The following is a 12,536-nucleotide window of genomic DNA, read 5'->3' as shown; positions in this document are numbered from 1 at the left end:
CAAATCCGCCATGATCGGCGACCAGCGTTGACGGCATAGCAGTCCAAGGAGGCTGTGCCATGATCCGTCCGTTCGTATTCGCCGCCACCGCCATGATCGGCTTCGTCGTCGCCATGCCCACCGCCAAAGCCGACAATTTTTCATTCAGCTATTCCACCGGCGGCTGGCATGGGCGGCCATGGTACGGCCCGCCTGGACACTACAAGCCTCATCACCGCCATCAGCACCACGGCTATTACAGCGGCTCTTACTGGGGGCCGCCGGCCTATCGTCCGCGCGTCGTCGTGGTGACGCCGCCGCCCGTAGCCTATTACGCGCCGCCGCCGCCGGTGATCTATGCACCGGCCCCCTATGGCGGCAGCCAGATCTCCGCCGTGCCGGCCTCGCCGGTCTTCCAGACGGCCAACGGGCAGTATTGCCGCGAATACCAGGCCGGCGTCACGGTCGGCGGCGCGCCGCAACGCAGTTACGGCACTGCCTGCCTGATGCCTGACGGGTCATGGCGCGTGGTGGAATAAACTTCAGCCGATATCCAGCACGATGCGGCCATCCACCTTGCCGGCCTTCAGGTCGGCGAAGATGGTGTTGATGTCTTCCAGCCGCTTGTGATGAATATGCGCCTTCACCTTGCCCTCAGCGGCGAAGGCCAGCGCCTCGGCCAGGTCCTTGCGACCGCCGACGATGGAACCGCGCAAGGTGATGCGCTTCAGCACGACATCGAAGATCGGCGTGGGAAAATCGCCCGGCGGCAGGCCGACCAGGCTGATCGTGCCCTTGCGCCGCACCAGATTGAGTGATTGCGCGAAGGCCACCGGCGACACGGCCGTCACCAGCACGCCATGGGCGCCGCCGCCGGTGATCTTCACCACCTGTTCGGCGGCGTTGGTGGAGCGCGCATTCACTGCGGCATCGGCACCGAGCGAACGCGCCAAGGCCAATTTCTCCTCCGTCACGTCCAGCGCCACCACATGCAGGCCCATCGCCTTGGCGTATTGCACGGCCACGTGGCCCAGGCCGCCCAGGCCGGAAATGGCGATCCATTCGCCCGGCCGCGTATCGGTTTCCTTGAGGCCTTTATAGGTGGTGACGCCGGCGCACAGGATCGGTGCCAAAGCGGCGAAGTCGGGATTGGCCGGCAGGCGACCGACATAATCGGCATGGCCGACGGCATATTCGGCGAAGCTGCCATCCACACCATAGCCGCTGTTATGCTGCGACTCGCACAAGGTTTCCCAGCCGGTGACGCAATGTTCGCAGCGGCCGCAGGCATCATGCAGCCAGGCCACGCCCACCGCATCGCCTTCCTTCAGTCCGGTCACGCCGGGACCCAGGGCGGCAACGATGCCGGCGCCTTCATGGCCGGGAATGAAGGGCAGCTTCGGTTTCACCGGCCAGTCGCCATCGGCGGCATGCAGATCGGTATGGCAGACGCCGCTGGCCTTGATCTTCACCAACACTTCACCCGGGCCGGGCTTCGGCACGGGCACCTGCTCGATGCTCAGCGGCTTGCCGAATTCGCGTACCACTGCGGCTTTCATCATCTGGGCCATGATCGCATCTCCTTGTCCCGGGGCGGGTCAAGGATAGGCAGCGGGATGAAAACCGCCTTGAGACAGATCAAGCCGGCAGCGTCAGCGCCACAGGTCGTCGAGCCAGTCGAGCACCACGGCGGCCGAAAGCGCGAGGTTGCCGAACTGGCAATGGTCGCCGGCTCCTTCGTCGTCACGGAATTGTCGCAGTGTGACGGGGCCGCTCACTTGCGCGGCGAATGCCTTTGCCTGACGTTCCACCTCGGCGCCTTCGCCTTCGCCATAAAGCGCCAGCGCGGGGCAGGCGATGGCGGCGGGCTGCGCGACTTTGAAGTCGCCCAGGCGCTGCAGGAAGCCTGCGAAGGTATCGGTGCCGAAGCGCAGGCAGGATGTGCGCAGGCCATGCTTGAGCAGCGGCGGCAATACCGCGTCGGGCACCTCGTCGATCTCGTCCACTTTGATATCCGGCGGATCGGCGCACAGACCGGGACCGATGAAGGCCGTCATATAGGCCTGCAGATCGAGGATTGGACTGTTGGCGACCAGGGCACGGCAGGGCGCGCCGGCCGCCATCGCCTGGCTGGCGAAATAGCCACCGAAGCTGATGCCATACAGCGCGCTGCGCTGCAGGTCGATGCTGCCACGATCTTTGATCGCGTCGATGAAAGCATGCACCACCGGCGCATAATCCGGCGTGAAGACCGAATTCGGATTCTCCCGCCGCGTGCCGGCCTGGCCCGGACCCTCGATCAGCAGGCAGGCATAACCGCGTTGCCGCGCCGCCGCCCCGATCTCGAAATAGAGTTCCTCGGTGCTGCCATCGAAGCCGCTTAAACCCACGATCAGCGGTGCAGGTCTTTTGTCTTCCCGCGCTGGCGCCAGCAGGTAACCGGTCAGGCTTTCGCCGTTCAGCCGCACCACGATGGTTTTGCAGGCGATGCCCAGCAGTTCCATCGCCGCCTGGAACACGATGCGGGATTTGCGGCCCAGGGTGCTGGCATCTTCCGGCCGGGCGTAATATTCCGCCGCACGCCAGTACATGCTGGCGCGCAGGGCCGCGTCGCCGCGCAAGGCGTCGCCGCCAGCTTTGGGTGCCTCCACACGGGCGGCCAGCGCGCCGAAGGCCGCTACCCAGCTGGCCGGATCGCCATCGATGATCGCTGCGCGGGCACGGGCGATCTCGCCCACCGACCCGCCGCCGAAGGCAGCGGCGCCGAGCGATCGCATGAGCTGGAAATCCATCTCGGCATTGTCGAAGGCGGTCAGTTTCGCCGCGCCGCGCGAAAGCTGCTGTTCGGTCATGGCTGCCCGAATCCTTTTTTGTCTCAGCGTGACGGCATAGTAGGCGAGATGCTCCGCCGCGGGAATCGGCTATTCCGGCGCGGTCCGGCGTGCGGTGGATCGCGAAATCCTGCGGAAGTCGCTTTATCGCCCGGCAGGCGGCGTATAGGCTGACGGTATCCCAGGGATACGGCCATGACCGACCAGACCGCAGATATCCGCCGCAAGCTGACCACGATCTTCTGCGCCGACGTGCAGGGCTACAGCGCGCTGGTCGAGCGCGACGAGGTCGGCACTGTCACGCGCCTGAAGCTGTATCGCGGGGTCATGACCGACCTGATCGGCCAGCATCATGGCCGCCTGATCAATACCTGGGGCGACGGGCTGGTGGCGGAATTCGGGTCTCCGGTGGAAGCCGTGTTCTGCGCCGTGGAGACGCAGCGGCGCATCGCCGCGCGCAACGCGGAAGATCCGACCCGGTCACCCATGCAGTTCCGCATCGGCATCAACCTGGGCGACGTGATGCTGGACGGCAGCGACATCTATGGCGATGGCGTAAACGTCGCCGCGCGGCTGGAATCCCTGGCCGATCCCGGCGGCATCTGCATCTCCGGCGCGGTGTTCGAACAGGTGCGCAAGAAACTGGATATCGGTTTCGATTTCCTCGGGCCGCGCGAGATCAAGAATATCGCCGAACCTGTGCAGGCCTATCGTGTGCTGCTGGGTGGCGGTCCGGACCATGCCGCCAGGTCGGGGCATGATCATGATGCGCCGGCCCGGCCCGGGCCAGCCAATCAGGATACCGAGGCAGCGTTTGCCAAATGGCGCGCGCAGGCCTGGCGCCTGGGTGTGCTGTCGCTTTTCCTGCTGGTCATCAACCTGCTGACCAGCCCCGGCGCGTTGTGGTTCTACTGGCCGATGCTGGGCTTCGCGATGTTCCTGCTGATGCGCTTTCCCGCCGGCATCGACCCGCGCCGCATCTGGCCAAAGCGGCACGATCCATAGTCGATTTTCGGAAAAGTTGGCTGGGGCGGGAGGATTCGAACCTCCGCATGGCGGTACCAAAAACCGCTGCCTTACCGCTTGGCGACGCCCCAGCAGGCCTGGCCGCCGCAGCGTCCGGGCGGGCCGGACAATAGTCGGAGCGCGGCGGCATTTCCAGTCTCAGGCTGGGGTCGGAAAGATTGCTTTTCCGTCATCCGGCCTTCAGCCGGCGGCCGTGGCGGCGACCCACCATTTCGGATAGGCGCGGGCCAGGTTGCGCGCGGCGAAATCCGCTTCGCGTTCGGTGGCAAACAAGCCGAAGCAGGTGGTGCCCGAGCCCGACAGGCGCGCCAGCATACAGCCGGCTTGGGCTTTGAGTGCCGCCAGCACTGGGTCGATCTCGGGCGCGAGGAAACGCGCCGGTGCTTCCAGGTCGTTGCGGCGTGCGCGCAGCAGGATGGCGAGGTCGGCGGCGCTGGCGGGCCGACGCTCGAAAGGCTGCGGCGGACCGAGCTGGCCGTTCAGTGCGGCGAATACGTCCTTTGTCGCCAGTGCGACCCCCGGATTGGCCAGCACCAGCCAGAAGGCGGGCAGGGCGGGCATGGGCTGCAGGGTTTCGCCGATGCCGCTCATCATCGCGGCGCGGCCGAACAGGCAGACCGGCACATCGGCGCCCAGTTTCAGCGCGGCGCGGCCCAAAGTGTCGTCGTCGATCTCGATGCCCCACAGCGCGCGCAGGCAATGCAGCGCCGACGCCGCATCGGCCGAACCGCCGCCGATGCCCGATGCCACCGGCAGGTTTTTGCTCAACGTCAGCGCCGCGCCGCGTTCATGGCCGGTCTTCAGGTTCATCGGCTGCAGCAGATGCGCCGCCCGCAGCACCAGATTGTCGTCGCCGTCGCTCAAATCCCCCGCCTGCGGGCCATCGATGCGCAGGCTTAAAGCTTCGGCCGGCGCGACGGATATGCGGTCGCAGGCGTGCGGCGCCTGGGCGAACACCACCAGGCTTTCCAGTTCATGGTAACCCCCCTGATCCGAACCGGGGCTGCGCCGGCCGGTGATATGCAGGAACAGGTTGATCTTGGCCGGCGCCAGCCGGCTCAGGCCATCGGCCATGGCATTACTTGGTGGCGACCGGATCGAGGCCCTGCTCGATCTTGCGCTGCACCTGTATGGCCAGGTCCTGCTCGGGCTTGAGACCCAGCGCGCGACGCCACTGGAAGCGGGCTTCCTCGCGGCGGCCAACCTTCCAGTAGGCATCGCCCAGATGATCGGTGATCACGGGATCGCCGCCCTTCAGCTCGACGGCGCGTTCCAGCTGCACCACGGCTTCCTCATAGCGGCCTTGGCGATACAGCGCCCAGCCCAGGCTGTCGACAATGGCGCCATCGTTGGGCCGCAGGGCCACGGCGCGCTCGATCATTTTCGTGGCGCGTTCGATATGGCGGTTCATGTCGACCCAGGAATAGCCGAGGTAGTTCAGCACCAGCGGGTTGTCGGGCTGCAGTTCCAGGGCCTTCAGCATGTCGGCCTCGGCCTTGTCCCACTGCTTCGAGCGTTCATAGGCGACGCCTCGGCCGAAGTAGATCGCCCAGTGGCGCGGTTCGATTTGTTTGATGCGCTCCAGGCCTTCGCTGTATTCCCTTGCCGACTCGGTCCAGCGTTCCATCTGCCGGTGCAGGTCGGCCAGGGTGAGGATCGCGCGCGGGCTGGTAGGAGCGGCATTAGCCATGCGGCGCAGCATGCGGATGGCGTCCTCGCCACGGCCCAGTTCGTTGATGCACCAGGCCTGGCGCAGCTGTGCGCTTTCGGCATAGGCGGAGGCCGGCGAGATGCGGCCATACATTGCCAGCGCCTGTTCCCAGCGTTCGCGCGTTTCGTAGATGTCGCCCAGCAGCATGCGGGCATCGTCCAGGTCGGGCCGCAGGAACAGCGCAAGCTGCAGATGCAGTTCGGCCAGCTCGCCGCCATCGGAGCGGCCGAAGGCGGAAGCCGAGGCGAACAGCGCCTCGGCCAGACCTTCCACGGCGTTGCTGACCAGCGGCTCGACCGGCACGGTGCGTTTGGTATCCAGCCGGCGCAGGCCGTGCAGCAAAACCGGATTGTCGGGATTGATCGCCAGCTGCTGGTCCAGCAGGCGGCGCGCCTCGGCCATGCGGCCATTCCGTTCCAGGAAGCGGGCATAGCCATCCACCAGGCGGGTGCCGGGCCGCTCGCGCCCTTCGATCACGTCGCGATAGGCTGCCTCGGTCGGTTCGGCCTGGTTCAGCATGTCCAGCAGCAGCGGTCGCAGATGCGCCTGCACGCCGCCCAGCAGCGGATGGCGTTCCAGTTTCTGCAGGCTGGCGACGGCCTGGTCAACCTCGCCCTTGCCGGCATGGGCAAAGGCGGCCAGCAGCGGGTTGAAAGCGGCATGGATGCCGTTATTGGGGCCGTCACTTACCAGCCGCAACACACCGTCGTAATCGCGCATCAGCATCATGGCCGAGGCCTGCGTCATGCGCGGCAGGTATTCGCCCGGATTGAGTTCGCGCAATGCCGGCGCCAGAGCGACGGCCTCGGCGACCCGGCCATCGGCGATCAGCGCGACGAAAGCACCCTGGTTCAGCAATGCGCTGCCGGGGTCCTCGCGCAGGGCACGCATGTAATAATCCGCTGCCGCCGTGGTGTCGTTGGTCTGGCGTGCATGCCGCGCGGCGAGGAAGTTGCCGTACGGGCTGTCGAGGCGATAGGTGCCGCGTGGACCCCCGCTCGCCATGCCGGCATCGCCGCCACAGGCGGTCAGCGGCAGGGTCAGCAGCGCGGCAACGGCCAGCAGGCGCGCATGCGGGCGGAGGGAAGGGATGGTGTGACGCTTGCGGGAGGCTGTGTCTGTCATCGTCTCACATGTTGGGATAATTCGGACCGCCGCCCCCCTCCGGGACGGTCCAGTTGATATTCTGCGCCGGATCCTTGATGTCGCAGGTTTTGCAGTGGACGCAGTTCTGCGCGTTGATCTGGAAACGCGGATTCTTGCCGGCGTCGTCGCGCAGCACTTCGTAGACGCCGGCCGGGCAGTAACGCTGCGCCGGTTCGTCGTAGATCGGCAGATTCTTCGCGATCGGGATCGACGGGTCCTTCAGGCGCAGATGGATCGGCTGATCCTCCTCGTGGTTGGTGTTCGACAGGAACACCGACGACAGCTTGTCGAAGCTGATCTTGCCATCGGGCTTCGGATAGGCAATCGGCTTGCACTGGGCAGCGGGCTTCAAACTCTCGTGATCGGCCTTGGTATGCCGCGTGGTCCAGGGCACCAGGAAACCGAGGCCCAGGTCGTTTAGCCACATATGGATGCCGCCGACCAGCGTGCCGAGCCACATGCCGTAGCCAAGCGCCGGCTTCACGTTGCGCACCTTCCACAGGTCCTTGAACGACCACGAGGTCTTGAAGGATTCGGGATAGGCGGCCAGCTCGTCGCCGCCGGCCGAACCGTTCTTCAGCGCCTCGAAGGCGGCTTCGGCGGCCAGCATGCCGGTCTTCATCGCGTTGTGACTGCCCTTGATGCGCGGCAGGTTGACGAAACCGGCCGAACAGCCGATCAGCGCGCCGCCCGGGAAGGTCAGCTTCGGGATCGACTGCAGGCCGCCCTCGTTGATGGCGCGTGCGCCGTAGGAAATGCGCTTGCCGCCCTCGAAATACTCGCGCACGGACGGATGCGTCTTGAATCGCTGGAATTCGTCGAATGGCGACAGGTGCGGATTCTGGTAATTCAGGTGGATCACGAAGCCGACCGCCACCTGGTTGTCTTCCAGGTGATACATGAAGCTGCCGCCGCCGGTGGCGCTGTCCAGCGGCCAGCCCTGGGTGTGGATCACCAGGCCCGGCTTGTGCTTGGCCGGGTCGATCTGCCACAGCTCCTTGATGCCGATGCCGAACTTCTGCGGATCGACGCCGTCGCGCAGATTGAATTTGGCCTGCAGTTCCTTCGCCAGCGAGCCGCGCACGCCCTCGGCGATCAGCGTGTATTTGCCGCGCAGCTCCACGCCCGGCGTGTAGCTCGACTTCTTCTCGCCGTCGCGGCCTATGCCCATGTCGCCGGTGGCGACGCCGACCACTTCGCCCTTTTCGCCATACAGCACTTCGGCGGCGGCAAAGCCTGGGAAGATTTCGACGCCGAGTTCTTCCGCCTGGCTCGCCAGCCAGCGGCAGACATTGCCGAGCGAGACGATGTAGTTGCCGTGATTGTTCATCAGCGGCGGCAGGGCGATGTTCGGGATCGGGATGTGGTTCGCTTCAGTCAGGATCATGAAGCGGTCGTCGGTGACCGGCGTGTTGAGCGGCGCGCCCTTTTCCTTCCAGTCGGGCATCAGTTCGTTCAGCGCGACGGGATCGATCACCGCGCCCGACAGGATATGGGCGCCGACTTCCGAGCCCTTTTCGATCACGCAAACCGATACGTCATGGTCCTGTTCGGCAGCGAGCTGCTTCAGGCGGATCGCGGCAGACAGCCCGGCCGGGCCGGCGCCCACGATCACCACGTCGTATTCCATCGCTTCGCGTTCCATCGCGGGGCACCCCTTAACTTTTTGGCCGTGGGCCGGTCGGGCCTGTGGCGGCTGGTCGTAATGGCTGGTCTTTTTAATCGGACGTCTTGGGTTGACGTCCCCTGTTTGCTTACCAGACTATGGGGGGCAAGCCAACGGCGCGAGCCCTGTCAGCCGGACCATGAACGTAACGGAAGCCACTGATTTTCCGCCATCTCTGCTCGAGATCGTCCTGTTCTACGCCGAAGCCGGCGTGGACGAGGCCATCGGCGAGCAGCCGGTGGACCGTACCCAGGCGCCACCGCCCCGGGAGGCTGTCCGGCAGCCGGCGAATCCTGCCCCTGCGGCTGCCCCAGCGACAGCCGGTCAGAGCGCGCAGCGGCAGGCCATGCCACCCCGTCAGGCTGCTTCTGTCACGCCGGCACTGCTCTCGGCCTCCGAAGTGGAGGGTGCTGCCCGGCGCGCGGCAAAGGCCTGCCAGACCATTCCCGAACTGGAAGCGGCGATCAGGGCCTTCGAGGGTTGCGGCCTGAAAGCCACCGCCACCAACACAGTCATTGCCCGCGGCAACCCGCAGGCGCCACTGATGATCATCGGCGAGGCGCCCGGCCGCGACGAAGATGCCCAGGGCCTGCCTTTCGTGGGCGAAAGCGGCCAGTTGCTCGACCGCATGCTGAAGGCCATCGGCCGCGACGAGCAGAATACCTACATCTCCAACATCCTGTTCTGGCGGCCGCCGGGCAACCGCGATCCCTCCACCGAGGAAATCCTTGCCTGCAAGCCCTTCATCGAACGCCTGATCGAACTGGCGCAGCCGAAGGTGATCGCCTGTGCCGGCAAGCATGCCGCCGCCACCCTTCTGGGCACCACGCAGGGCATCACCCGCACGCGCGGCCGCTGGCATGAATACCAGCGCGAGGGCATCAATATTCCGGCCATGCCACTGCTGCATCCGGCCTATCTGCTGCGCCAGCCCGGCGTGAAGCGCGAAGCCTGGCACGACATGCTGGAACTGGCGGCAAAGCTGGAACAGCTCGGCCTGTGATGGGTTCCATCTTCTACGGATGGATCGTCGTTTCCGCCGCCTTCCTGGTGATGTTCACCGGTTTTGGCGCGGCCTACACATTTCCGGCCTTCTTCGAACCCTTGAGCAGCGAATTCGGCGCCTCGCGCGGCACCGTGTCGCTGGTATTCTCCGCCGCCGGTTTCCTTTATTTCGCGCTCGGCGCGTTCAGCGGCCGGCTGGCCGACCGCATCGGGCCGCGCCCGGTGGTGGGTTTCGGCATGGCCTGCATCGGCCTGGGGCTTATCGCGGCCAGTTTCGCCGACAGCCTGGCATCCATCGTGATCTTCTACGGCCTTGGTATCGGCATCGGCGTGGGGTTTTCCTATGTGCCGGCCATCGGCACGGTGCAGCGCTGGTTCCTGGCCAAACGCGGCCAGGCCTCGGGCTGGGCGGTGGCCGGCATTGGCATTGGCACCATGGCTGCGCCGCCGGCGGCTGCTTTCGCCATCGAACATCTGGGCTGGCGCGGCACCTATGTGCTGTTCGGCGTCATCGTGCTGGCGCTGGGTGCGCTGGCCACGGTGTTGCTGCGCGCTTCGCCGGCCGCGATGGGTCTGCAGCCCGATGGCGCCAAAGGGCAGGTCACGGCGATGTCCGGTCCGCCGGCCGGCATGGAACTGCGCGCCGTGCTGCGCCATCGCGCCTTCTGGCTGCTCTATGCCGCCGGCGCGCTGAACTGCATCGGCACCTTCGTCCCCTTCGTGCATCTGGCGCCCTTTGCCATGGACCAGGGCCTCAGCCGCACCGAAGGCGTCTGGCTGGTCGGCCTGATCGGCGTGGGCAGCACGCTGGGCCGTTTCGTGCTGGGCGGCGTGGCCGACCGGATCGGGCGAGGCCGCAGCCTGAGCCTCGTGATGCTGCTCAGCGGCGTGGCGCTGGCCTACTGGATCATGGCGCAGGGCTTCCTCGCGCTCGCCATCTTCGCGCTGGCCTTCGGGTTGTTCTACGGCGGCTTCGTCGCATTGATCCCCGCCTTCACGGCCGACCTGTTCGGCCTGCGCGCCATGTCGGCCGTGCTGGGTGTGCTCTACACTTCGGTGGCGGCCGGCACCCTGCTGGGTCCTACTTTGGCCGGCTGGGTCTTCGACATCGCCGGCAGCTACACCTGGCCGATTGCGATCTGCGCCCTGGGCTGCGTCGCGGCAGCCGGTATCATATTGAAATTGCCACAAAATTTGGCGGAATAGCGGCCTTTCCACCACAGGCTGTGCGGGCATTGCTTGTTCCTTAACCAATCTTGGGCTATCCGGGGCGGCGATGAATTTCGGGGCGGGGATCAAACGCCTGGGATGGACCGCCGGATTGGCGTTCCTCCTGGCGAACGGGGGGCAGGCGCCAGCCAGTGCACAGACTGGGGCGCAGGCACCCTTGTCTGCATCCTCCGAACAGGTCGCGTCGCTGTCTTCGGCTCCCGAAGCGGAAACCAGCCTGCCGGTGGTGCTGGATGCCGCCGATATCGAACGCTACCAGCGCATCTTCGAATACCAGGCCGACACCGAATGGGCGAAGGCCGACCGCGAGATTGCCAAGCTGAAGGACAGGCTGCTGCTCGGCCACATCCTGCATCAGCGCTACCTGCATCCCACGGACTATTATTCCTCCTATGCCGAACTGCGCGACTGGATGGTCAAATACCGCGACCATCCCGGCGCCGAGGAGATCTATCGCCTGGCCCTGCGCAAGAAGCCGCGCAAGGACAAGGCGCCGCCGGCACCGCTGGGCCTCGATCTGGGCGAATATGCCGGCGAGCAGCCGGGCGAGGTGGCCACGGCGCGTCGCCGTCCCGTGCCGAAGGACCGCGACCCGGCCCACCGCAAGGCCATCGCCCAGGCCGAGGCGCAGTTCAATGCCATGCTGCGGCGCGACCGCTTCGCCGAAGCGGAAGCCTTCCTGGTCAAACCCGATATCCGCTCCAAGCTGAGTGCATCCGAATACGACGACTGGCGCCGTCGCCTGGCCTGGCATTACGTGCTGGAAGGCGAGGACGAAAAGGCGCTGAGCCACGCCGCGCCGGCGGCGAAGCGCTCGCGCGCCCGCGTGCCGGAAGCCGACTGGGTCGCCGGCCTCGCCGCCTGGCGCCTCGGCAAATACGACAATGCCGCGCATCATTTCGAGAACCTGGCTTTCTCAAAGACCGCCGCCGGCTGGGACCGCGCCGCCGGCGCCTGGTGGGGGGCTCGCGTGATGCTGCGCCTGCGCCAGCCCTCGGAAGCTATCCGTCTGCTGGAAGTGGGCGCCGAGCAGGAGCGCACCTTCTACGGCCAGCTTTCGCTCGCCCAGCTTGGCACGGATCAGACGCTGCGCTGGTCGCCGCCGCCGCTCAGCGAGGACGAGATCCGCAAACTTTCCGACATTCCCGCTTTGCGCCGCGCCATGGCGCTGAGCGAGGTGGGCGAGGTCGTGCGCGCCGACCGCGAGATCACGCGGCTGTTCTCGCAGGCGCCCGACCAACTGGCCGGCGCGCTGCTCGGCTTCGCCAGTCGCATGCAGGCACCGGCCTCGTCCATGCGCATCGGCATCGCCTGGTACAACGTGAAGGGCGAGGGCTTCGACCACGCGCTCTATCCGCTGCCGTCCTGGGAGCCGGAAAGCGGCTTCAGCGTCGACCGCGCGCTGGTCTTCGCCTTCATGCGCCAGGAAAGCGCCTTCAACGCCCGCGCCATGAGCCCGGCCGGCGCCACCGGCCTGATGCAGCTGATGCCGCGCACGGCCGGCGCCGTCGCCGGCGACCGCAGCCTGCGCTACAAGAGCGGCCGGCATAAACTCTTCGCGCCGGAATACAATATCGAACTGGGCCAGCGTTATCTGCAGCATCTGCTGGAGATGCCGATGATCAGGGGCAACCTGTTCTACCTCGCCGCCGCCTATAACGGCGGGCCCGGCAACCTGCAGAAATGGCTGCGCGCCAATCCCGATGCGGCTGCCGATCCGATGCTGTTCATCGAGACCATCCCGCTGCCCGAGACGCGCAATTTCGTCGAGCGCGTGCTGACCAATTACTGGATCTACCGTTCGCGCATCGGCCAGCCCGATCCCAGCCTGACCGATGCCATGGCCGGCGGCTGGCCGGTCTACAAGTCTTTCGACGACGCGCAGCAGACTGCCCAAAACCGCTGATCTGCCCTAGATTGATGGCGTCCGTTTCCGGGAGCC

The 12,536-nt window shown here is 66.1% G+C and carries 10 protein-coding genes and 1 tRNA gene; 5 read left to right on the top strand and 6 right to left on the bottom strand.

Features of this window, described 5'->3' with window-relative positions; all coding sequences use genetic code 11:
• Positions 1–59: 59 nt before the first annotated feature.
• Positions 60–518 (top strand): hypothetical protein, encoded by a 459-nt coding sequence (locus ACK4FJ_RS02225; protein ID WP_409763360.1) that lies wholly within the window; start codon positions 60–62, stop codon positions 516–518.
• 3 nt (positions 519–521) lie between these two features.
• On the opposite strand, the gene adhP is transcribed toward ACK4FJ_RS02225, so the two are convergent.
• The gene (adhP, locus tag ACK4FJ_RS02220) at positions 522–1,550 is read right to left on the bottom strand and encodes an alcohol dehydrogenase AdhP (protein WP_409763357.1); all 1,029 of its coding nucleotides are present in this window, start codon (positions 1,548–1,550) and stop codon (positions 522–524) included.
• Between the two features lie 81 nt (positions 1,551–1,631).
• The gene (locus ACK4FJ_RS02215) at positions 1,632–2,831 is read right to left on the bottom strand and encodes an alpha/beta hydrolase family protein (RefSeq protein ID WP_409763354.1); all 1,200 of its coding nucleotides are present in this window, start codon (positions 2,829–2,831) and stop codon (positions 1,632–1,634) included.
• A 174-nt stretch (positions 2,832–3,005) separates the two neighbouring features.
• Here ACK4FJ_RS02215 and ACK4FJ_RS02210 point away from each other — a divergent pair, with 174 nt between their 5' ends.
• Positions 3,006–3,815, top strand: a complete 810-nt coding sequence (locus ACK4FJ_RS02210) for an adenylate/guanylate cyclase domain-containing protein (protein ID WP_409763351.1) — start codon at positions 3,006–3,008, stop codon at positions 3,813–3,815.
• Between the two features lie 17 nt (positions 3,816–3,832).
• Here the strand turns inward: ACK4FJ_RS02210 and ACK4FJ_RS02205 are convergent.
• The 4 genes from ACK4FJ_RS02205 to ACK4FJ_RS02190 form a co-directional block, all read right to left on the bottom strand.
• Positions 3,833–3,907, bottom strand: a tRNA-Gln gene (locus ACK4FJ_RS02205).
• Positions 3,908–4,016: 109 nt separating this feature from the next.
• On the bottom strand, positions 4,017–4,910 hold the full coding sequence (locus tag ACK4FJ_RS02200; protein WP_409763348.1) for a 4-(cytidine 5'-diphospho)-2-C-methyl-D-erythritol kinase: 894 nt from the start codon (positions 4,908–4,910) through the stop codon (positions 4,017–4,019).
• A gap of 4 nt (positions 4,911–4,914) precedes the next feature.
• A complete protein-coding gene (locus ACK4FJ_RS02195) occupies positions 4,915–6,672 on the bottom strand; it encodes a tetratricopeptide repeat protein (protein WP_409763345.1) in 1,758 nt (585 codons plus the stop codon).
• Between the two features lie 4 nt (positions 6,673–6,676).
• Complete coding sequence (locus ACK4FJ_RS02190; protein ID WP_409763342.1) at positions 6,677–8,338, bottom strand: electron transfer flavoprotein-ubiquinone oxidoreductase; 1,662 nt, start codon at positions 8,336–8,338, stop codon at positions 6,677–6,679.
• Between the two features lie 160 nt (positions 8,339–8,498).
• On the opposite strand from ACK4FJ_RS02190, the gene ACK4FJ_RS02185 reads away from it, so the two are divergent.
• The 3 genes from ACK4FJ_RS02185 (at position 8,499) to ACK4FJ_RS02175 (ending at position 12,500) form a co-directional block, all read left to right on the top strand.
• Positions 8,499–9,362: a uracil-DNA glycosylase family protein gene (locus ACK4FJ_RS02185; RefSeq protein ID WP_409763339.1), complete on the top strand. Its 864-nt coding sequence runs from the start codon at positions 8,499–8,501 to the stop codon at positions 9,360–9,362.
• A complete protein-coding gene (locus tag ACK4FJ_RS02180) occupies positions 9,362–10,570 on the top strand; it encodes an MFS transporter (RefSeq protein ID WP_409764863.1) in 1,209 nt (402 codons plus the stop codon). Before ACK4FJ_RS02185 ends, ACK4FJ_RS02180 begins: the two co-directional genes overlap by 1 nt.
• 181 nt (positions 10,571–10,751) lie before the next feature.
• The gene (locus tag ACK4FJ_RS02175; RefSeq protein ID WP_409763336.1) at positions 10,752–12,500 is read left to right on the top strand and encodes a transglycosylase SLT domain-containing protein; all 1,749 of its coding nucleotides are present in this window, start codon (positions 10,752–10,754) and stop codon (positions 12,498–12,500) included.
• Positions 12,501–12,536: the final 36 nt, after the last annotated feature.

This window comes from Ferrovibrio sp. (assembly GCF_046297595.1).
GTDB lineage: Bacteria > Pseudomonadota > Alphaproteobacteria > Ferrovibrionales > Ferrovibrionaceae > Ferrovibrio.
This window is presented reverse-complemented; position numbering and strand designations above follow the sequence as displayed.